Below are 21,453 nucleotides of genomic sequence, written 5' to 3'. Positions count from 1 at the left end.
TATCAATATGTTTATTCAAATTCTTTCTTCTGTTGCTCTTCCAGATATTTCTTTAGTGCTTTTTTGCCAAATAGTTTAAACACAACAGGAGTTACAATCATGTCTAATAAAGTTGAGCTAACTAAGCCGCCCAAAATAACCGTAGCAACCGGGTACAGAATTTCTTTACCAGGAGCCGTAGCATCCATTGTTAATGGTATCAACGCAAAAGCTGCAACCAGTGCTGTCATTAATACTGGCACTAATCGTTCTAACGAACCACGGATAATCATTTTGTCGCCAAATACTTCACCTTCATGCTGTACCAAATGGATATAATGGCTTATCATCATAATTCCATTTCTTGATGCAATACCTGTGAGGGTAATAAATCCAACCATTGTAGCAATAGAAAAAACACCTCCTGTAAGTATTACTGCTATTACGCTGCCTATTAATGCCAATGGGATATTCAGCATTATCTGCAAAGCAATTCGGCTGCTTTTAAAATGGCTGTATAGGACTAAGAAAATACCTGCCACCGAAAAAATACTAAGAATGGTAATCAGCTTTGATGCTGATTGCTGACTTTCAAACTGACCGCCCCATTGCAGGTAGTAGCCTTCTTGTAAAGGCAATTCCTTTTTTACTGTTTCCTGCATTTCTTTTACAGTGCTGCCGAGGTCACGGCCCTGCACATTTGCAGAGATAACAATCCGGCGCTGGGTGTTTTCATGGTTTACCGCATTAATGCTGTTCTCTATTTCTATCGTTGCAATTTGTTGGAGCGGAATCAAGGAGCCATCAGAGGCTGCAATTTGTGTATTGCGGATAGCCTCTATATTTTTTCTTGTACTGTCGTCTGTTCTTAAAACAATATCAAAACTTTTTTGTCCATCTAATATCTGGCTTACTACTTTGCCATTGTAAAAAACTTCGAGTTCATCAGCTACCTTGCCCACTTGTAAACCGTATCGCTGCACAGCCATGCGGTCAAGCTTAATCATAAGCTGGGGAACCATCACCTGATTTTCTACCTGTACATCCACTACGCCTGGCACATCACTGATTATCGCCTTTAACTGCTCTGCATTGGAACGCATCGTTAATAAATCGTTTCCAAAAATTTTGATGGCTACCTGAGCTCTGACGCCTGATAGTAAATGGTCAAGCCGGTGCGAAATCGGTTGGCCAATATTTATGGATACCCCTTTTATAACAGATAAATTATTTCTGATTTCTTCTAATACCTTTGCCCTGCTTCTTCCTCCTGGTTTTAGCGAAACTTCAATTTCAGATGAACTTGGAGGTTCAGCATGTTCATCCAGTTCGGCTCTTCCAGTACGGCGGGCTGTCAGTGCCACCTCTGGCACTTTCAAAATTTGTTTTTCTACTATTGTTCCCAGCTTATTACTTTCTTCCAATGATGTGCCAGCGGGGGCTACCATATTAACAGTAAAGCTGCCTTCATTAAAAGGAGGCAAAAATTCAGTTCCAAAAAATGGTACAATACTAATGGCTGCAATTATTAAAGCGATTGCAACACCTGCTACAAGTTTTGTTCTTTTTAATCCCCAGTGTAATAATTTAAGGTCTTGCTTTTTCAACCAGCGAACAAGCCCACTGTCCGGTTCATGTGCTGCATCTACAGAAGTATCCTTTTTTTTCTTTCTCCAGAATGCAAGATTAATATGCTTCAAATGGTTTTTCTTCTCTAATAAATAACTACATAATGCCGGTGTGACTGTAAGAGACACCACTAACGATGCAACAATTGAAGTAATGTAAGCAATACCTAATGGTGCAAATATTCGTCCCTCTATCCCCTGTAAATAAAACAGCGGAATAAATACTAAAACCACAATAATAGTAGCATATACAATTGAGTTTCTCACTTCACTGCTGGCATCATATATAACTTTCAACAAAGGTTTGGGATTGTCGCTGACCCAGTTTTCTTTCAATCTTCTGTAAACATTTTCAACATCTACAATCGCATCATCCACTAACTCTCCAATGGCAATTGCCAGTCCGCCAAGTGTAAGTGTGTTGATAGAGATATTGAAGAATTTAAAAACAATTGCGGTAATGATAAGGGATAAAGGAATTGCTGTAAGTGTAATGACAGTAGTTCTGAAATTAAGTAAGAACAAAAACAAGATAATAATTATGAGTATAAACCCATCTCTTAATGCCTCTTCCACATTCGTAATAGAGTTAACAATAAAATTCTTTTGTTGGAAAACATCTGTGTGAATATGAATGTTTTTGGGAAGAGATGTTTTGATTTCTTCAATTGCCTTTAAGGCCTCATCTGTTACGGTGAGTGTGCTGGAACCTGGTTGTTTTTCAATACTGAGAATCACCGCCGGTTTGCCATTGAATGAACCATCACCTCTTTTAATCGGCCCACCGAATTTTACTTCAGCAACTTGCTTTAAAAGTATTGGGGCTGCATTCCTGTTACTTACAACAGTATTGGCCAGATCCTCTAATGTATTTGCACGACCAATATTTCGGATAAGTGTTTCTGAACCTTTATTATCAACAAAACCACCGGTTGTGTTTTGATTGGTTAACTGCAATGCATTGTCAATATCATCAATGGATAAATTGTACTGTCGCAGTTTTTCACTTGAAATCAAAACCTGGTACTGCATTCTTTCTCCACCAATCGGTATTACCTGGCTTACACCTTTTACACTCATCAGTCTTCTGCGAATAGTAAAGTCGGCCAGTGTCCGCAAATCAGCAGGCGAAGTGGTATCGCTGGTTACAGCTATCATCATAATCTGACCCATGATGGAACTGATAGGGCCCATCACCGGCGTAATACCTTTTGGCAATTGAATGTTCTGTAGTTTCTCAGCCGTTAATTGCCTTGCCCTGTACACATCGGTGTTCCAGTCAAATTCTACAAACACCATCCCCAATCCGGGAGATGCAACAGAACGAACCACTTCCACACCAGGTGCACCATTGAGTTGTGTTTCCACCGGAAGATTTACCTGGGCTTCAATTTCTTCAGGAGCCATACCATTTGCTTCTAAGAAAATAGTTACCCTTGGCCTGTTCAAATCAGGCAACACATCTACCGGAAGATTTACCAGCGTAAATACACCGTACACCATCAGCAATGCAGCCATTGATACCACCAGCATCCGGTTCTTGAGCGAAAAAAGAATGAGTTTGTTTAGCATAAAAACTTCTTTAAATATTCCGGCTTCTTAATAGATAGTCAGATTCAGGAATTGGAAATAATCATGACAGGTAGTTTACCTGTCATGATTATAAAACACAAGATTAATGTCCATCATGACCAGCTTCTTTACTGTCATGGCCTTCTGTAGTTTTTTTAATTTCATCTGCGGTTCCTTCTTTTACATTCATGGTAAAATCAACTGTATGCACTTTGCCGCCGCTTTGAAACTGAATCCAGCCACGATAGATACCGGGCATTTTAAATGTAGTATGCAAATCAAACTTGCCACCGCTAACATCAGGATGCACATGCAAATATTCTTTGTCACTAAGACTAACAACCACCATGTGTGCTTTTGCACCCAAATAGTTTTCCAGCGTATTTACATCAATCTCTTTACCGTCTTTCATCAACATTCCTGAAATATGCATTTGTGCACCGGTAATTAATTTACCGCCGGTTGCATTCAGCATTACAGTAAAATTGTCTGATTTACCAGTTAGCTTATCGGTAGTGTAAGTAACAGCAGGCTTTGGTGTGCCTTTCACATTTACCGAAATTTTTTCAACCTGGTGACTGCCACCACTTGGCAGATAATCAGCAAAAAGGGTGTAATCGCCGCCATTATCAAAACGGGTTTCATTCTTGCCCGGGCCATTAGTATAAGCCTTCCCACTTTCTAATACTCCTATTTTATAAGAACCGTCAGCCTGGAGATCCGGATGAATATGTTCAAAATAGCTGAGGTCGTTGCTTACAACGATCAGGTGTATTTTCTTTTCATGCTGCACATCCAGCGCCACAGCTTCATTCTCCTTGCCAACTACTTTAGGTGTAAATAAAAGAGTCGCTGATTTACCGGATTCTAATTGTGCCGGAGTAGAGGCATATTGCATTTTATAAGTAAGGCCGTTATCTGTACCATCAAAATGTTCCAGTTTCATACCGCACACCGGACAGTTACCCTCTTTATCGTAAGTCTTCCCTTTTTCACAATTCATCGGGCAACGATATTTGTGTGCATGTGCTGCAGTGTCTGTGCCTGTTGTTGTTGTATTTTCTTTTGATGTTGAGGCGTTGTTGTTACAGCTTACTGCTATTATACCAATGGCAATAACTGCACTAAAGGCAAAAAATAGTTTTTTCATTTCCGTTTATTTGTTTTTTAATGTTGATGATTATGATTGTCTGCTGCTTTTGTAGGAGGTTGGGGCTTGAACTTTACTGACACTGTTTTACCACCGGTTTGAAATGTAACTATGGCGTTAGCAAAGGTTGTGGCTTTAGGCTCCTTTGCTAAAAAACCATCGCCGCTGGATGTAAGCGCCACCGTTTTTGTTGTTCCATCTGCAAACTGTAGCAATACTTCACCTGTTACACCTTTACTGATCGTGGTCTTTCCGTTTGCATCTAAGAGATAGAAATACAGTTTGGCATCTTTGGCAACTACTTCACTGTGGTAGCCTTCTGTTGCTGATTCAACGCTTCCTCCATGCGGACCCGCAGCATGTGCATGTCCTTTTGCATTATGCTGGGCAAATATTTGCGAAGACATTAGCATCGCAAAAAAAAGCAGGGAGATAGAGATTATCTTTTTCATGTAGTTTTAAATTTTAATGGAGTAATTATTAATGCTGATGATTGGGTTGAACGCCATCATCTTTTTTCTTTCTATCATAGTGGCAGCAACCGGGAAGCTTTTCATACGCTTTATCATCACCGGTAAATTTTTCTGTATCGTACCCGGCGGCAGCAATGGCTTTTTGAATTTTTTCATTCGTTGTTAGAGCAGGGTTATACAGCAAGGTGAAAACTTTTGTCTCTCTGTTCCATTCTGCTTTTTGCACACCACTTACGTTAGCCGCTTTTTCAATAGTTTTTTTACACATGCCACAATTACCCCAGACTTTAAAAGTGTCAGTTTTTACATCCTGCGCTTTTGCTGCACTAAGAGCTATTGTTGCTATCAGCAGCAGCATGATTGATTTGATTTGTTTCATATTCGTTTGATTTTGTTTTTTAAAGAATTAAAATTTGAATACAATACCGTTTGGTTTTTTACCAACTGGAATGTCTTTCACCTTTGCATGGGTGGTTGTATTGATTACGGATACGGTGTTAGCTCCCTGATTAGTTACATAACTATAATTTCCATAGAATGCGATAGCATGTGCATCTGCACCAGTTGCAAACTCGCCATGTTTCATCCATGTATTAGCGCCCATATCCATATAGTAAGCTACCTTGCCGTCTGTTGCATTACTTACCCATAGCTCGTTTGTTGCAGAATTGTAAGCTGCATAACCTGGTTTGAAATTGAGCATAATGGTTGCTACATTAATGTTAGTAGCCACATCAATCACCGAAATACTTTGCCCGTCTTCATTGTCTATAAACATTTTACCGATGGAAGAAGGCCATGCACCAACGGGGTTCATATCAACATTGATTGTGGTAATAATTGCCTTTGTAGAAGGATTGATCACGGATACTGTGTTATCCATACCATTGCATACATAAGCTTTTGAACCATCGGCACTGAATGTTACTTCTGCAGGTTCCATACCTACATTGATAGTATTTTTCAACGTATAGGTAGTAGCATCATAGACCAATACTTTACCCGCCATATCCATCAACGAGGTCCAGATTTCTGAGCCATCAGGCGAATACACTGCATTGTGATTCATAGTTGGTACTTCAAAGTTTTTTAAAACTGTTCCTTTTACCGCATCCATTACAACTACTCTGCCTTTCATACCCGGCATACCACCAGTGTGTCCTCCACTTAAGTCCATACCTGGCACACCAATAGTCATGTGATGCATGTCTGCATTTTGGTGATGATAAATATGGTGCGGCCACATAATCATGTTGCTGCCGCTTCTCATCAGCGTAATGCTGTCTGAAAGTGTGTTGTTGCTTAATTTAATAACAGAGATCGTACTGCTTTCTCCATTCACTATATAAGCAGCAGGGTAATTGATATTTTTTACCCCCATAGCGTCCATGTCATGTTTCTTTTTACATGAAGCAAAAGCGATAGCTGCAATGGCTATCAAACTCATAAACGTTGTCGTTGCTTTCATTTTGTTTGGTTTTTGACATTTGAAATGAATATTATTTCGCTTTTCTGAATGACGAATGTGTTTGTACAATTTTCCAGCCTTCTTTAGTTTTCCTTAATACAGAAGTAGCTACACCCTGGCTTTTGATTTCTTTACCATCTTTTGCAAGAATGATAGTGTAGATATAAGTTTCTGTTGAGAAAGCGTAGTCGCCTGTTACAATCACATCTACCTTATAATCGCTAAAGGTGAAAGATTTAAAATCTTTCAGTTCGGGTCCCAGGTGATGCTCCAGGTAATGCCCAATGGTGCCTTCATCTTTGGCCTGTTCAAATACTTTCGAATCTTTTACAAACAGGTTTACTACACCAGCTGTGTCCAGTTTTTCAATTGCTTTTTTGTAGTTGTTCAATACATTTTTTACCGCTTCTTTGTCGTTTGTTTGTGCAAAGGCTGCTATAGCAGGTGAAAGCAGCAGGAACATCATTATTAATTTTCTCATGTTGTTTGTTTTTTAATTATTGGTTTAAATACATCATTTTCATTTGATACACATTTGCTGTAACAATCCTTTCACCATCCTCAGTTCCTTTAGTGACAACAGTAAATTTGTCATTGCTTTCTCCCTTCACAATAAAGCTGATACTATATTGCTCTGCTTTATCTTTTATAAAAATGGCCGGCTTACCATTTACTTCTGCAATGGCTTCGTTGGGTATTACCACCTGTCTTACGACACTACTTCCGGTCATCCGCACATTTATATTTTCACCAATTTTAAACTGGCCTTTGGGATTGATAAGTTCAAAAACTACCTTTTGTGACTGATTACCGGCATTAACAGCTTGTGCTGTGCTAACCATTTTTAGTTTGTAGGTAGCAGTATCAGTGTTGCTGGTAGTGGTAAATGCTGTAGCTGATTTCATTTTCTCAACATCCGCAGTAAATACCTGTGCTTCTACAAATACCTGTTCAAGATTGGTTATTTCAAACAGCGTTTCGCCGCCATTCACTACTGCGCCTATTGCATAATTAAAAGTGCCTACCACACCGCTAACAGGTGATGTAAGAGTTATTGCTTTAGTATTGCCGGTATTTCTGCCTGTATTAGCATCAAAGAGGGCTTTGTTTCGCTTAGCACTTTCGTACCGGGCTTTTGCCTCTGTTATATCTTTCTTGGCAGCGATATCCTCAATAGCTTTCAGTCTTTCATACTGAGCTTTGGCTGCTTCGTATTCTGCATTAACTGAGTTGCTTTGAGAAATGATACTGATCTGTGTTCCGGCATCCACCTGTTGTTCTATTACCGCCACTACCTGGCCCTTGCCAACCCGTTGACCAGGTGTAACCCTCAGTGAAATTATTTTACCTGCCTGGGGTGATTGTATTACAGCTCTTCCTTGTGGTGCAGCTGTTACAGTTCCCAATAAAACAGATGACTCGTTAAAATCTCCCGTACCGATCTTTTGGGTTTGTATATTGAAAAGAAATTGTGTTTCTTTTTCTACCATAAATATTGTGGATGAACCTCCGCTCTTTTTGGCACCAGCTTCATCGTGGCCATCGTGTGCAGACACTGAATTATAAGTGGCTGTTGGCAGAAGACAAAAAAGAATAATTGCAGTAGCAATAATTTTTCTGCTCCGGGTTTTATTGATGAAAAACATAACAATTAAACCAATAAGCAAACCTATCAGACCAAAAAACCAATTGCTGCTGTACCAGTGTGTATGAGCCGTATTTTCAGTTGCAGCAACATTGAGTTCTTTACCCGTTTCAATATTATTCAACTGAATTAAATCAATACCGGCATAGCTGTTTATGCTTACTACAAGACTGTAAGCTTTCTTTTCAGGGAAGGTTGTTTTCAATTCATAAATTCCTTTTTCTATTCTTGAAACAACAACTTTTAAATTTGGATTGCCGCTAACGGTTATATTCAGCGTTGCACTGTCGATCGGTTTATTCGTATCAAATTCGCTGATAAATAATTTCAGTATTGTTTCTTTGCCCGGAGTAATGGGGCTGTACCTGAGCAGTAACTCATACTTATCAGAAAAGGCTTCTGTAGAAAAATAGCTGGTTGATGCAGCGGTTGTTTTCTTTGCATCACCATGGTCTTCACCACCGTGTGCAAATGCCATTACAGGCAATGATAATAACAATAGAATAATTATTCTTTTCATAACTGACCCATTAAGTATTGATAATTGATGACACTTAGATTGTAATTTCTTACGGCTTCGAGATATTTCTGATAAATGCTGTAGGCATCGTTATTATTCCGCATGAAACTGATATAGTCTATTTCCCCGCTTACAAAAAACCGTTGTGAAGTTGTAATTACTTCCTGGGCCTTTCTCAAACCCGTTTGCTGATAATATTGTACCGATTGCCAGTTAGCATGTATTTCGCTGCTTGCATTAATAACCTGTGCAGATAGTTCCTGCTGCAAACCTTCCTGTCTGCTTTGTATAACCTGTTGCTCCGTTTTGGCAGCACTGATATTACCCTTATACTGGCCAAACCACAGCGGGATGGTAATGCCAAAGCGAAAACGGTTGTTCCATTTAGTATCCCGCTCACCCTGGTTAAAATAGCCAAATGCCAAACCGGGCAATGCTTTACTTTTTTGCAATGCTATATTTTGCTTTGCTACTGCTTGCTGTTGTTGTAATAATTGCACTCCCGGATTACCAAGTAAAGCCATTGAATCCGGAACGAATGGAAATGGAGCCTGAGTGATATTAATTACCAATGGCTCCACTATAATGGAATCTTTAATACCGGTCAGCCATTGCAACTGTGCTTTTATTGCTTTTGATCTTGTGATAGATTGCAGGTACTGGTTATGAATTTCTCCGTATTGTGTTTCAGCAAATGTCTGTTGCAGGTAATCTATCTGCCCTGCATTAAACTGGCGGATCGCAGACAACTTAATTTTTTCGTACAGTGTGTCTTGTATATACAATTGCTTTACCAGGGAATCTGTAAACTGGGCTTCGAGGTAGAGGGCTTTTATTCTATACTTCAAATCGGCCTGTGTAATTTGTTGTTCCTTTTGGGCTACACCAATTTGCTGCTTTTGCAAGCGATATTGGTTACTGTAAACAGTGGGGAACTCAAATGACTGTGTGATACTACCTGTGTAAAAATTGCCAGTAGGGCTTTCCCAAAAGAACTCCGGGTTTGGCAGGTTAATAGCTGACTTCAGCAATTGTTGCTGCTGCTTCACCTGCAACGAAGCAGACTGAATATTTTTATTATTGGCTAAAGCTTTAGTTACAGCTTCACTTTCAGTGAGCACTTGCTGTGCGGCAGCCGGTAATGCAATAATTCCGATAAGAAAAACTATGATACTATTTCTGAGCATAAAAAATGATTACGGTAAAACAAAAAACCTCAATTTGCTGGATGCAAAATTCAGGTTGATGAAGCTGTTAAAGCTTCACCTGTTTTACTGTAATCAAATCTGAAAACTCTGTATCGCTATACGTATATCAGGAGGAGGAGGATAAAAAAACCTGGCTTTGTATTTTGGAGGAAAGTCCTTATTTCCCTGTGCTAAATCAATTCCCAAAAATGTGCTTACAATTGCAACAAACGCCGACACATCAACACCAGCATTCACATTTTGATTGAGATTCTTATCTAAATTTTGAAATTTTTGCACATCATCGCTGCAACATCCACCAGGGCTTTTGGTGAACGACTTGCTATCTCCGGTTGGGACTTGTTTTGCAGGCTCACTATCATGCTGATGTTTAGTACCATCCTGATGCTCATGAGTGATAGTTGCTAACGCCTCTTTTTCATGCACATGTTTTTTACCATCTGCATGTATATGTATTTCAGTTGCTTCTTCAACAGCATTATGGTTAGAAGAATTGAAGCCCATATCCACACCCAAAGCACAGGCAAACCCTACCGCTGTATTTGATGCAAATACAATCAGCAGAAATAATGCTTTTAGTTGTATGGATAATCTACGTTTCATTTAGACGCTGTAAAAATAGGGCAATTCTTTGAATGACAATGCTTGCTGAAGTGTAAAGGTAACAGGGCTTATGTTTGGAAAGTTACAGAATTATGAAAAAAACTTATAAAATTGTTTTCCCGAATACGTAAACGCATTTCCCAATTGCGTAATAGCTAATACTTTGTTATACAGCAATTTGCAGCCTAAAAAACGGCTCATGAGAAAGAAAGGTGTTGTAATAGTTATTGCTCTGTCAATTTTTAGTGTAGCAAAAGCGCAAACAAAGGAAAAGGTACAAAATGCTGATACAGGCCATTTGAAGTATTTACCTGATGTAACTGTCGTTGGTCGAAACAGCAAAAGCGACTATCAGCAAATGCCGGAAATTGTAGGTACTAATATTTATGCTGGTAAGAAAAATGCGTTGATAGTGTTGGATAATGTACAGGGTAATGTAGTAACCAATACCATGCGTCAGGTACTTGCAAAAGTGCCTGGTATCCATATTTGGGAAAGCGACCCAAGCGGTATCCAAATTGGTATTGCTGCCCGTGGATTAAGCCCTAACCGCAGCTGGGAATTTAATGTGCGGCAAAATGGCTACGATATCGCAGCAGATCCCTTTGGCTATCCTGAAGCTTATTATAATCCACAACTACAGGCGGTGCAGCGCATTGAAATTGTTCGGGGGCAAGGTTCTCTGCAATACGGCCCTCAGTTTGGCGGATTGATAAATTATATTTTGCGTAATGGCAATGAGATCAATAAACCTTTTGAATTTGAAACACAGCAAACTGTTGGCAGTAACGGACTGTTTAATAGTTATAATGCGATAGGCGGTAAAAAAGGGAAAGTTCATTACTATACTTTTTTTGATCATCGCAATGGAAATGGCTGGAGAGAGAACAGTCAATACTATACCAATGCCGGTTATGGAACTGTAACCTACAATTTCAGTTCTAAATTTTCCTTAACTGCTGAAATTATGCGTTCACATATCCGTAGCCAACAGCCCGGCGGTTTAACAGATGCACAAATAAAACAGGATGCACAACAAAGTTTTCGCAGCCGCAACTGGTTTGACATAACATGGACAACGCCTGCATTAATCGCCAACTATCAAATAAATGAAAAGACCCGGTGGAATACAAAACTGTTTGGTACCGTCGGCGACAGAAACAGCGTAGGTTTTTTACAATCAATAACCACAAGGGACAGCATTAATGCAACAACTCTTAATTATAATAACAGGGTTGTTAATCTTGACCAATACAGAAACTATGGTTTAGAAAGCCGCATCATAACTGATTATACTATTGGAGAAATGAAAAATACTTTTTCAGGTGGCATTCGTTTATACACCGGTACTACCACAAGGCAAGCCGATGGTAAAGGAACTACCGGTACAGGGTATGATGTAACGGTTTCAGGCAACTATCCCAGGGATATAGAATTTAATTCTAAAAATGCAGCTGCTTTTGCAGAAAACATTTTTCGTGTTACAGATAAGTTATTGATTATTCCCGGCATTCGATATGAGTGGCTGGAGGGTTCTTCTTCAGGACGAAACGGATACACTTCCGGTGGTGCAGAAATAATTTTGCAAAATATTACACGCAGCCGCAGTTTCCTACTGGCAGGTGTGGGAACAGAATTCCATGTTACAAAAGCTACGGAAGTATATGCAAATATTTCACAGGCATATCGTCCTATTCAATTTGCAAATCTGCAGGCACCGCCAACAACAGATGTAGTTGATCCTGATTTAAAAGATGCCAAAGGTTATAATATTGACTTAGGCTATCGGGGCAAAGTGAAAAATTTTATTCAATTTGATGTAAGCGGTTTTTATTTACAATACAATAACCGTGTAGGCACTATTACACCAACAGGGGCTACTTACCGTTTAATTACAAATGTGGGAGCCAGCACCAGTAAAGGTTTTGAAGGCTACGTTGAATTTAATCCCATCAGGGCTTTTACAAAAAGTAAACATACGGATGTAATTATTTTCGGATCTTATGGATACACAGATGCCAAATACAGCGGCGATCATAAAGATGCCAATACAAAGGGAAAGAAGGTAGAAAATGCGCCTGCCCATATTTTCCGGGGTGGTATAACCGGCGGGTATAAAGGGTTTTTATTAACAGCACAGATAAGCAGTGTTGGAGAAACGTTCAGCGATGCGAATAATACGGTTGCTGCTTCTGCTAATGGAAATACAGGATTAATTCCATCTTATACTGTAACTGACTTAACAGCTACATACAAATTTGCAAAAGGGTTAAATCTTAAAGCAGGAATAAATAATTTATTTGATGAAAGATACTTCACCCGTCGTGCAGGTGGTTACCCAGGGCCGGGGGCTTTACCGGCAGATGGAAGAACGTTCTTTATATCAGTGGGGGCAAAACTCTAAAAGAAAAGCGGCAGAAATATTTACTGCCGCTTTTTTATTTATACCGCCTTCGCAATTTTTTCCATGATGTGATGACTTTCTCCAAACTTACAAAGTGCATCGCAATGATTGCGGAGTTCTGAAAACAGGATGTATTTAATTATTACATTGTTTTGTTTAATTGCAGGGCGGGAAAGTTGAAGGCAAACGTCCTTCTCTCGTTTATCAGGTACTATCAGGTAGAATACTTCATCACCGTCGGCTATGGTATAGCTTAAATCGGTCAGCCGCAGAATACCAGAATAAATACTGGTACTTTTTTCCACCTCAAAGGCAGCAATGACATTATTAGTTCCTTTCTGAAACCACAATACATCAATCAGCTTTACCGTATTTAATGTGTCTCTTTCCAAATTAATTTCAGGGAATTGCTGTAAACTTATAAATGAAAAACTGCTACCACAATGTGATTTGGAACGGTCGTTAGATGCAGCAATAACGTCATAGCCCAAAGCATTCCCAATTTTTAATAAATGATATTGCATTTCCGTATGCAGATTTTCTTCGTCTTTTTCCTGCTGCACACTTTCCTGACGCTTCTCTATTAGTTTTTCTAACTTTTTGCGTTCGGGTTCTGATAAATATACATCGCTTCCCAAAATCAGCTTCTGTGTTCCAATTTCAAACAATAAGCCTGCAATAGCTCCCAGATCGGATGATAATTCGGAACGGTGCTGGTTATTGGCATCAATCATTACTTCTCTCAGCTTCAGGTATTCATTCCAGCTACCTAATTTCTTTTTGTCTTTGTATAAAAAATTAAAGCCGTTAATGATAGCTGTGTTAAATGGAGGAATAATAGTGGGATGCAGAAAATAAAGAATGCTTGCTACTGCAGGTCCAAGCCCTTTTATCTTTAAACTATCAAGCCTGATAATTTCTTTAATGATCTGTTCTTCTGATTTTGCATTCAAACAGTTTTCTAAAAACTGTCCGAAAGCCTGCTTATTATTTTCGTTCTCATATATATCGGGTATCCTAAGTTTAGGCTTCCAGTAAAACGGATGAGATGCTCCTTCAAATACCTGCTTTTGCTCAGTGATGCAGGTAAGTACAAACTCAAGTGAGGAACCTTTGAAATCGTTCGGAAATTTTTTACTCTTAATATCCTCAATCACCTGCATTACTCCTCGCCGGATTGAACGAAAAGCTTTAAGCCTTTCTTCATTATTGATAAACCAGGTATTGTAAACCGATTGTTTATCCTCTTTGTATTGCCGTATGAGTTGGGAAGGATTTTCAGACATTTGACTACTTAATAAGTTAGCATTTTAAAAAAAATTACCGCTCCTTTAAACAGCGGTAATTTAAGTAAATCTTTTGTATCAGTTATAATATCCACTCAGCCGAATGTTGCAAATCTTGAACTTCTTGCCCATTCACAAACTGTTCTTGCTATATCCCTGGCTACCTGAATAAATGTTTTCATAATAAGAATTGCCTGTTCTAAAATAAGTCTGCACCTGGCTTTATTTTTTTACAGATTAAGCATATACATATCCTAATGCCAATGTGCTCCATACTTGTGCATTTGTTCTTGTCATAATAGGTGATGGCTTTAATATTTCTGAAGGATTAGGATGTGTAGCAGCGGGGTTTAACACCTGCCAGTCTGCAAATAACTTATCTATAAAACCATGATGTAACCAGAAGATTGGATCGGCAGGTGATGAAGCCGTTCCCATGGTTCCGCCTACTAAGCCATGCAGCCTGTTATGGAAAGGTGATGCTTCTAACTGAGAAGAAAAAGAAGCAAAAGCGGTATTCGTCATTAGGGCAGCATGCTGGGCTGCCGTTGGCAATAAAGTATCGTTGAATGAACCGCCTCGTGTAATTCCCCAACGGGTAAAGTCAGCACTGTTATTTAACTGAGGTGGTATATACCTGTCTTCTATCCAGTTCCAGTAAGGAATTGTTACCAAGGGATTGATAGCTATTAATCTTGCTTCCAATTTTGCCAGGTATTCCCTGTGCCATGTTAAAAAATTTACGCCTCCATGTGCACCCCACATGTGCCCGGCAGGTGTGGTCATTGCCTGCACATGTATTTGTACGAATTCCTGGTAAGTTGGTGCAGGTGTATCCGTATCGGCTAATGCTTCAATAGCATAAATAAAACGACTCCATTCTAATGGGGTAAGATTTTTTTGATTTTTCCGACGACGGTATTTTGGCCTGCAAAAATATTTATGCCAAAACCAATGTGGATTAAGTAAATCTTTATGCGAAAACTTTTCTGGAATAAACTGTAAATCTTCAATGTTGATTTTTAATCCAGGTGATTTAATTTTTTGTTTGCCAATTTGTTTTGGAGCTTCTTTTAAGAGCTGCTTCATTTGAACTGGGCTGATTGTCCATTCCTTTACACTTTTTGTTTTGCGGGGGAATAATTTACCGTGTGCCATGATATGAAAGGTTTAAGGTTTACTTTATCTTAATGCTGAAAAAGAATAAACGTCTCGTATTACTTATAGCGAAGAAGGGACTTCAAACGATATTACACTATTCGAAACTTAAATATACCACCGATGTATGAAGATATCAATACCACGAAAGTGGTATATTTTGTTTGTAGCAGGGTCTTCGCTTCCCTAAACATTCTCATTCAATGATAGCCGGTTACAGATGCAGTAGTAGTATTTTTTAGCATGATATAATTGCTTTAAAAATTCAATTTCTTCTATCAATTTTTTTATAGAAGTCAGAAAAAAATAAAAATAATCCCGTAAATGTTTCAAAAACACTAATCCAATAATATTTATGCCTGGTTTTACATCTTCATACCTTCCATTGGATTGGCTCCCTTTTTAAAAATATATTCGCTTTGCAACAGGTAAGCACCAGTTATTACTACCACATCGCCAACATTTAATCCGGATTTTATCTCTATTCTGTCATCACTTTCCAAACCAGTTTCAACCATCACACTTTTGTAGGTTTTGCTGGTTGTCTGTACCCACACTGTTGCACCCTTTCCGTCACGGATAACAGCATTGATAGGTAATGCAAGTGTTTTGCGTTGTGAACTTTTCAGTAATACATAAGCTGGCATGCCGGGTTTCAATTGATTGCCGGTGTTTGGAATAGACACACGAATGAGATTGATTCTTGTATCTGGGTTGATCTCAGGGTTTACAAACTCAATACGTCCTTTAATTTCTTTGCCTTCCATATCGGGTAATTGTACAGTGGCTGTTCCGTTCAGATCGATTTCTGCAAGTTGCGAAGTGTACACCTGTGCTTCTGCCCAGAGAGTAGAGAGATCGGCCAGCTTTACAATAGTTCCTCCTTCCATTACATAATCACCTTCACGAATATCGAGTGCAGTGATGTAGCCAGATGCCGTACTGTAAAACGTTGTAAGTGCTGAAGGTTTTTTTGTTTTCGCCAGTTCATTGATCTGGGCTTCACTCAATCCCCACAACAATAATTTGTTTTTGGCGCTCTGCAATAACTGATCGAAGTCGATAGCTGTTTCGGCAGCAAATGTTCCCTTCCGATCCAAAGCAAGAAGGTATTCCTGTTTGGCGTTGTTGAGGTCTTCGCTGTAGATCGCATATAACGCTGCTCCCTTGCTTACATAATCGCCCAGGTTTTTGAAATATAGTTTTTCAATCCTGCCCATTACTCTTGAACTCACAGATGATGTTTTCATCTGGTCGAAGTTGAGGCTGGCAGTTAATACCAACTGATCACCGATTGTACCACTGCGAATGGTGTCGGTTTGAATATTGCCCAATTGTATCTGCTGATCACTCAATTGTATTTCATCTTTCTTTTCCCCATTGCTTTTCTTAACTGGCGTAAGATCCATTTTACAGATGGGGCATTTGCCGGGTTTGTGTTCAATCACCTGCGGGTCCATTGAGCAGGTATAGTACACATCGCTTTCTGTATGCTCATGTGGTTTGCTCTTGCATGAAAAAAGAACAGAAGTTGAAAACAGAAGCATAAAAAGATGTCGCATAATTATTGGTTTACTTTAATAAAGCTTTCGCTGTCCATTAAATATTGAGCATTAACAGCAACCGAATCATTTGCTGTTAATCCGCTGATGATTTGAATATGTTCGTCATGCAAAATGCCGGTGTTCACTTTGTGTGCTTTAAACCCTCCGTTCACTTTTTGAAACACCACTTTGTCAAGCCCAAGTGATAACACCGCTTCTTTTGGCAACCAGTAAGCGTCTTTTGAATTACCATAGATGATGGCTCTTACCTGGCTGCCGATAGGAATTTTTAAACTGTTGTTATTAAAGTAAACTCTTGCTGTTAAAGTTTTACTCTCTTTCCGGTAGAAAGGTTCAATAAAATCAATACTTGCCCTGAAGTCTTTGTTGGGCGATGTTTCGGGAACTATTCTTACGCTGTTTCCTTTTTTAACCAACCCCTGGTTATCTCCAAAAATGTTTAGTAATGCCCATGCTTTATTTGGGTTGTAGACGATAAAAACCGATTGCCCTTTGTTTACATACATGCCTTCTTTTAGTGAAAGCTCTTCTGTTAATAACGATACATCTTTCATTCGTTCGGGTGATGGATTCATTGAAGCACCGGCTGATTCATGAATATGCCCGCTGTAATTACTGTACACCGCAATTGTAAAAGCAGTTTGTTTGCTTTGTACAACCTCTTGCAATTGCCGGCTGCTCATGCCTAGCAGTAATAATTTTTCTTTTGCTGCTTCAATCATCGTTTCGTTACCTGCATCATTTTTCAACAGGAACAATAAATTCTGTTGAGCCGTTAATATTTCCGGGCTATAGATATCCATGATGCGCTGTCCTTTACTGATCTTCTGGTAGCGGTAACGTACATACAGTTTTTCAATCCGTCCGTTTACTCTCGCTGAAATAGTCCCAACTTCTTTTGTGTCGTAAGCAATGGTTCCCAAAGCTTCTATTTCAATCTGTTCTTCTCTTTTTTCAATTGCAGTAACTGGAATGGAAGAAACCACAAATTCGTTGGTTGGTTTAAGTAAGGCATCCAGACCAATTTCAGTTGATGCTGTGCCACCAGTTTCTTTCTTGACCAAATCCATTCCGCAAATAGGGCATTGCCCGGGCTTATCCCGAATAATTTCCGGATGCATGGGACAGGTATATTCTACTGCTTCATTCTCATGCTCATGATTTTGCTGCATAGCAGGTTGCTTCATCTTTACCAATTCCATTCCACACTTGGGGCAAATGCCAGGCTTATCACTGAATACGGAATCCTGTGGCATGGGACAAGTATACATGTCTTTTGTAACCTCTTGCTGATGGTTGTCATGCGGGTTTTTGTTATTCTTGCAGGCACCTGCAATGAATACAAAGAGAATCGCTGTTATATAAATCAGTTGTTTCATTTCTTTTCAATTAACCGTTCAATTGTTACCTGCAGTTTCAAGGCCTGGTTGAGCAACTCTGTATATTCAAGTTGCGTCATATACAAAGTTTCCCATGCGTCATAAAGCATAAACAGTTCTTCTGTATTTTGTTCATAGCCCAGCTGCATGGTTTTGTAATTATTCTTCAATGCAGGGATAATGTTATCATCGTAGAGCTTCAGTTGTTTTCTTTTCAACTCCAGTTCATTGCGCATGCCATAAGCCATGCCGCTGTATTCATTTAGCATCATTTCCTTTTGCGATTGAAGGGCACTGGCTTTCCATTTCAAACTCTCCATATTTGCTTTATTCATTTTGGACGACCATTTGGTAAGCGGCAGTTTCATCATACCCATTAGTGAAAATTGCATGGGTAACCCTCCAAAGCCAAACATGTGTTCATAGCGGATACCGAATTGAGGTTTGAGATTTTTCTTTTCTGTTTCCTGCTTTAACCATGTAAGTGTAATGTCTTTATCAATTGCTTTCAGATCGCTTCGGTTCTTGTACAGAAGTGTGCTGTCAAATACAAGTGATGAGTAATCATTCAGTTGATAAGTAGTATCAATATCGAAATTGATCATAGCATTTCGACCCATTAATGAGTTGATACGGATGCGTTTTTCTTTGATGTCGTTTTCAAACATCAAACGCATGTTCTGTACATTACCCAATGCAGCTTTGGCTTTGTAATATGCACTGATTTTTTCTAACCCATTCTTATAACGTATCTCCGCATTTTTGATCATGAAATCAAGCAGCTTCTCGTTCTGATCAAGAATTGCCAGTTTCTTTTTCAAAATGATCCATTCATAATAAAACTGTTTTGCATCATTTATCAATTCGTTAAGCGAAGCATTCTTTTTTTCTTTCTCCACAGATGACATGGCTTGCATATACTTTGCATCGGCATTTTGTTTTTGTTTATTGGGAAACATTTGTTGCCCACCGATCATATACTGACCCATACCTTCTTTGAAGCTACCCATGCCATCATCCATTTTTTTCCAACGATTGGGATTGTAGGGCGTCATCCACAAACCGCTGCTGAATTCAGGCGGCATCCAGCTTTTTGCACCTTTTGCTGCTTCATCCATCGAGCGGATCTCATAGTTGTACATTTTTACAACAGGATGTTGAGTACTGATGCTGTCTGTTATCTCACGCAGGCTCATTACCTGTTGAGCCGAAATGGTTGAAACAGATAGAATAAACAAAAGCATGAACAGGATCTTCTTCATTAGTAATTAATTTAAGAACAACAATCTTTATCTTTTTGAACGGGCGGACATGCTACGGAACCAAAAGAACAAAACACGCAACAATCACCCTGTTTTGGCATTAAAATCGTTTTACAATTTTTACACTCATAAAAATATTGGCAAGCATCAACGGGCATTTCTTCCTCTTGCTGATATTTGCAATAAGGGCAGGTAATGGTTGATGTAAGTAATATCTTCATTGGTTATTATTCTTTAACATCAATCAAATCAATTTTACCGTTACGTTTTAATTCTCTTTCTTTTATCATTTCAAAAATTACCGGAGTGATCAGTAATACATAAATGGTTGATGAAATGGTTCCGCCAATTAATGGAATGGTGATTGGACGCATAATATCACTGCCCACACCTGTTGCCCAAAGAATGGGAATCAAACCAAACAACCCAACAGATACCGTCATCAACTTGGGACGTAATCTTTTTGCAGAACCTTCAATTACAAATTCACGAATAATGGCCGGTGTAAGTGTTGCTTTACTGTTACCATGTTTGGCCACCATGTTCTGCATGGCTTCATTGAGATAGATCGTCATCAGCATCGCTGTTTCAATGGCCATACCAAATAAAGCGATGAAGCCAACTGCAACAGCAACAGATAAATTGATGCCATAGAAATATACCATAAACACACCACCGATTAATGCAAACGGAACAGTGAGCATAGTTACTGCTGCTTCTTTAAAGGAATGATACGTGAAATATAACACCATGAAGATGATGATAAGCACAATGGGCAGAATCGTCTTTAAGGTTTGGTTGGCCCGAATCTGGTTTTCCCATTGCCCACTCCATTCAAGAAAATAACCTTTGGGCAGTTTAGTGATCATTTGGTTCAGCTTTGTCTGCGCTTCTTTAACGGTGCTGCCCAAATCCCTTTCACGTACGTTGAACAATACGGTTCCTCTTAGCATTGCGTTTTCTGAGTTGATCATCGGTGGACCATCACTCAATTTTATATCTGCCACTGCTTCTAAAGGAATGGGGCCGAAGTCCATTGTTTGTACCTGCAAACGTTTCAATGCTGAGAGATTGTTGCGGAAATCCTGCCCATAACGAGCATTTACAGAAAAGCGTTGGCGGCCTTCAATCGTTGTTGTGAGCTTCATGCCACCCAATGCACTTTCAATGACAAGATTTACATCATCAACACTCAAGCCATACCGACCAATCTCTTCACGCTTCACTTCAATATCGATGTATTTACCCCCGGTGATCGGTTCAACATACAGATCTTTCACACCATCAATTCCTTCCAGTTGCTTTTTGATGGTTTGAGCAAATGCATAAATACTGTCGAGATTTTGTCCGTATACTTTTAATCCCACATCGGTGCGGATGCCAGTTGAAAGCATGTTGATGCGGTTGATGATGGGTTGTGTCCATCCGTTGGTAACACCGGGTATCTGCATTTTTGCATTCAGTTCATTGATGATGCCATCTTTGGTCATGCCATTCCGCCATTCGCTTTTTGGTTTTAAGAGAATGATGGTTTCAATCATGCTGATGGGAGAATTATCGGTTGCAGTATTAGCACGACCAGCTTTACCCAACACATGTACTACTTCAGGAACAGTGCGAATGAGTTTATCCTGTACCTGCAACAATCGTTTTGCTTCTGAGTTGGAGACATCCGGCAAGGTAACCGGCATGAACAACAAAGAACCTTCATCTAATGGTGGCATAAATTCTGAACCCAGGCGGGTCATCATAACAATGCCCACAGTTAATGCGACTATATTGATACCAATAGTTGTTTTACGCCATTTCAAACACCATTTCAATATCGGGGTATAAATTCTTTCCAATGTTCTTGTAATTGGATTGGCGCTTTCTGGTTTTAGTCGGCCCTTCAGAAAAAAGGAAATCAATACCGGCGTTAACGTAATTGCTAAAAAAGCATCTATTAAAAGGATGAAAGTTTTAGTCCAGGCCAGCGGATGGAATAGTTTGCCCTCCATACCTGTAAGCAGGAAAACAGGAAGGAAAGAAGTAACCACAATAATGGTAGAATAAAAAACACCAGGGCCTACTTGTTTAGATGACTTTTCAATAATGTCATTTCTTTCTTCTGATGTCAACGGGTCTTTATTTCGTTTGAACCACTTTGCCAT

General features: G+C 39.3%; 17 protein-coding genes. 1 reads left to right on the top strand and 16 read right to left on the bottom strand.

Annotated elements, in window-relative coordinates:
- Positions 1–11: 11 nt before the first annotated feature.
- The 9 genes from HY58_RS14105 to HY58_RS14065 all read right to left on the bottom strand — a co-directional run bounded on the left by HY58_RS14105 (position 12) and on the right by HY58_RS14065 (position 10,246).
- Entirely contained in the window at positions 12–3,125 is a 3,114-nt protein-coding gene (locus HY58_RS14105; RefSeq protein WP_253271580.1) for an efflux RND transporter permease subunit, read from the bottom strand.
- A gap of 157 nt (positions 3,126–3,282) precedes the next feature.
- Positions 3,283–4,329: a heavy metal-binding domain-containing protein gene (locus HY58_RS14100; protein WP_039133198.1), complete on the bottom strand. Its 1,047-nt coding sequence runs from the start codon at positions 4,327–4,329 to the stop codon at positions 3,283–3,285.
- 17 nt (positions 4,330–4,346) lie between these two features.
- Positions 4,347–4,781: a hypothetical protein gene (locus HY58_RS14095; RefSeq protein ID WP_039133195.1), complete on the bottom strand. Its 435-nt coding sequence runs from the start codon at positions 4,779–4,781 to the stop codon at positions 4,347–4,349.
- A gap of 28 nt (positions 4,782–4,809) precedes the next feature.
- On the bottom strand, positions 4,810–5,181 hold the full coding sequence (locus tag HY58_RS14090) for a heavy-metal-associated domain-containing protein (RefSeq protein ID WP_052324144.1): 372 nt from the start codon (positions 5,179–5,181) through the stop codon (positions 4,810–4,812).
- A gap of 27 nt (positions 5,182–5,208) precedes the next feature.
- Positions 5,209–6,270 carry a YncE family protein gene (locus HY58_RS14085; RefSeq protein WP_039133179.1) on the bottom strand — a complete coding sequence of 354 codons (1,062 nt, stop codon included), beginning with the start codon at positions 6,268–6,270 and terminating at the stop codon, positions 5,209–5,211.
- A gap of 31 nt (positions 6,271–6,301) precedes the next feature.
- Positions 6,302–6,751, bottom strand: a complete 450-nt coding sequence (locus HY58_RS14080) for a nuclear transport factor 2 family protein (RefSeq protein WP_039133176.1) — start codon at positions 6,749–6,751, stop codon at positions 6,302–6,304.
- Between the two features lie 16 nt (positions 6,752–6,767).
- A complete protein-coding gene (locus tag HY58_RS14075; protein WP_082022178.1) occupies positions 6,768–8,435 on the bottom strand; it encodes an efflux RND transporter periplasmic adaptor subunit in 1,668 nt (555 codons plus the stop codon).
- A complete protein-coding gene (locus tag HY58_RS14070; RefSeq protein ID WP_039133167.1) occupies positions 8,432–9,622 on the bottom strand; it encodes a TolC family protein in 1,191 nt (396 codons plus the stop codon). Before HY58_RS14070 ends, HY58_RS14075 begins: the two co-directional genes overlap by 4 nt.
- A 93-nt stretch (positions 9,623–9,715) precedes the next feature.
- A complete protein-coding gene (locus HY58_RS14065; RefSeq protein WP_039133164.1) occupies positions 9,716–10,246 on the bottom strand; it encodes a hypothetical protein in 531 nt (176 codons plus the stop codon).
- A 199-nt stretch (positions 10,247–10,445) separates the two neighbouring features.
- Between HY58_RS14065 and HY58_RS14060 the strand changes: the two genes are divergently transcribed.
- A complete protein-coding gene (locus HY58_RS14060; RefSeq protein WP_052324143.1) occupies positions 10,446–12,650 on the top strand; it encodes a TonB-dependent receptor domain-containing protein in 2,205 nt (734 codons plus the stop codon).
- A gap of 38 nt (positions 12,651–12,688) precedes the next feature.
- Here HY58_RS14060 and HY58_RS14055 read toward each other — a convergent pair whose 3' ends face one another.
- The 7 genes from HY58_RS14055 to HY58_RS14030 all read right to left on the bottom strand — a co-directional run bounded on the left by HY58_RS14055 (position 12,689) and on the right by HY58_RS14030 (position 21,453).
- On the bottom strand, positions 12,689–13,936 hold the full coding sequence (locus tag HY58_RS14055; protein WP_039133161.1) for a hypothetical protein: 1,248 nt from the start codon (positions 13,934–13,936) through the stop codon (positions 12,689–12,691).
- Between the two features lie 237 nt (positions 13,937–14,173).
- A complete protein-coding gene (locus tag HY58_RS18990) occupies positions 14,174–15,094 on the bottom strand; it encodes a tyrosinase family protein (protein ID WP_052324142.1) in 921 nt (306 codons plus the stop codon).
- Positions 15,095–15,459: 365 nt separating this feature from the next.
- Positions 15,460–16,656 (bottom strand): efflux RND transporter periplasmic adaptor subunit, encoded by a 1,197-nt coding sequence (locus HY58_RS14045; RefSeq protein WP_039133158.1) that lies wholly within the window; start codon positions 16,654–16,656, stop codon positions 15,460–15,462.
- A gap of 2 nt (positions 16,657–16,658) precedes the next feature.
- Positions 16,659–18,038 (bottom strand): efflux RND transporter periplasmic adaptor subunit, encoded by a 1,380-nt coding sequence (locus tag HY58_RS14040; protein ID WP_253271574.1) that lies wholly within the window; start codon positions 18,036–18,038, stop codon positions 16,659–16,661.
- The gene (locus HY58_RS14035) at positions 18,035–19,300 is read right to left on the bottom strand and encodes a TolC family protein (protein ID WP_039133155.1); all 1,266 of its coding nucleotides are present in this window, start codon (positions 19,298–19,300) and stop codon (positions 18,035–18,037) included. Before HY58_RS14035 ends, HY58_RS14040 begins: the two co-directional genes overlap by 4 nt.
- Before the next feature lie 11 nt (positions 19,301–19,311).
- A complete protein-coding gene (locus tag HY58_RS19980) occupies positions 19,312–19,521 on the bottom strand; it encodes a GDCCVxC domain-containing (seleno)protein (RefSeq protein ID WP_072037631.1) in 210 nt (69 codons plus the stop codon).
- 6 nt (positions 19,522–19,527) lie between these two features.
- A complete protein-coding gene (locus tag HY58_RS14030) occupies positions 19,528–21,453 on the bottom strand; it encodes an efflux RND transporter permease subunit (RefSeq protein WP_039133154.1) in 1,926 nt (641 codons plus the stop codon).

The organism is Flavihumibacter sp. ZG627 (assembly GCF_000814325.1).
In the GTDB taxonomy this organism is placed as follows: Bacteria; Bacteroidota; Bacteroidia; order Chitinophagales; family Chitinophagaceae; genus Flavihumibacter.
This window is presented reverse-complemented; position numbering and strand designations above follow the sequence as displayed.

Bases quoted from the DNA above. Each gene is read 5' to 3' on its own strand.
- HY58_RS14030 (WP_039133154.1), bottom strand. From the start codon at position 21,453: ATGGCAAAGTGGTTCAAACGAAATAAAGACCCGTTGACATCAGAAGAA.
- HY58_RS14075 (WP_082022178.1), bottom strand. From the start codon at position 8,435: ATGAAAAGAATAATTATTCTATTGTTATTATCATTGCCTGTAATGGCA.
- HY58_RS14090 (WP_052324144.1), bottom strand. From the start codon at position 5,181: ATGAAACAAATCAAATCAATCATGCTGCTGCTGATAGCAACAATAGCT.
- HY58_RS14045 (WP_039133158.1), bottom strand. From the start codon at position 16,656: ATGCGACATCTTTTTATGCTTCTGTTTTCAACTTCTGTTCTTTTTTCA.
- HY58_RS19980 (WP_072037631.1), bottom strand. From the start codon at position 19,521: ATGAAGATATTACTTACATCAACCATTACCTGCCCTTATTGCAAATAT.
- HY58_RS14055 (WP_039133161.1), bottom strand. From the start codon at position 13,936: ATGTCTGAAAATCCTTCCCAACTCATACGGCAATACAAAGAGGATAAA.
- HY58_RS14100 (WP_039133198.1), bottom strand. From the start codon at position 4,329: ATGAAAAAACTATTTTTTGCCTTTAGTGCAGTTATTGCCATTGGTATA.
- HY58_RS14085 (WP_039133179.1), bottom strand. From the start codon at position 6,270: ATGAAAGCAACGACAACGTTTATGAGTTTGATAGCCATTGCAGCTATC.
- HY58_RS14080 (WP_039133176.1), bottom strand. From the start codon at position 6,751: ATGAGAAAATTAATAATGATGTTCCTGCTGCTTTCACCTGCTATAGCA.
- HY58_RS14065 (WP_039133164.1), bottom strand. From the start codon at position 10,246: ATGAAACGTAGATTATCCATACAACTAAAAGCATTATTTCTGCTGATT.
- HY58_RS14060 (WP_052324143.1), top strand. From the start codon at position 10,446: ATGAGAAAGAAAGGTGTTGTAATAGTTATTGCTCTGTCAATTTTTAGT.
- HY58_RS14095 (WP_039133195.1), bottom strand. From the start codon at position 4,781: ATGAAAAAGATAATCTCTATCTCCCTGCTTTTTTTTGCGATGCTAATG.
- HY58_RS14040 (WP_253271574.1), bottom strand. From the start codon at position 18,038: ATGAAACAACTGATTTATATAACAGCGATTCTCTTTGTATTCATTGCA.
- HY58_RS14070 (WP_039133167.1), bottom strand. From the start codon at position 9,622: ATGCTCAGAAATAGTATCATAGTTTTTCTTATCGGAATTATTGCATTA.
- HY58_RS18990 (WP_052324142.1), bottom strand. From the start codon at position 15,094: ATGGCACACGGTAAATTATTCCCCCGCAAAACAAAAAGTGTAAAGGAA.
- HY58_RS14105 (WP_253271580.1), bottom strand. From the start codon at position 3,125: ATGGCTGCATTGCTGATGGTGTACGGTGTATTTACGCTGGTAAATCTT.
- HY58_RS14035 (WP_039133155.1), bottom strand. From the start codon at position 19,300: ATGAAGAAGATCCTGTTCATGCTTTTGTTTATTCTATCTGTTTCAACC.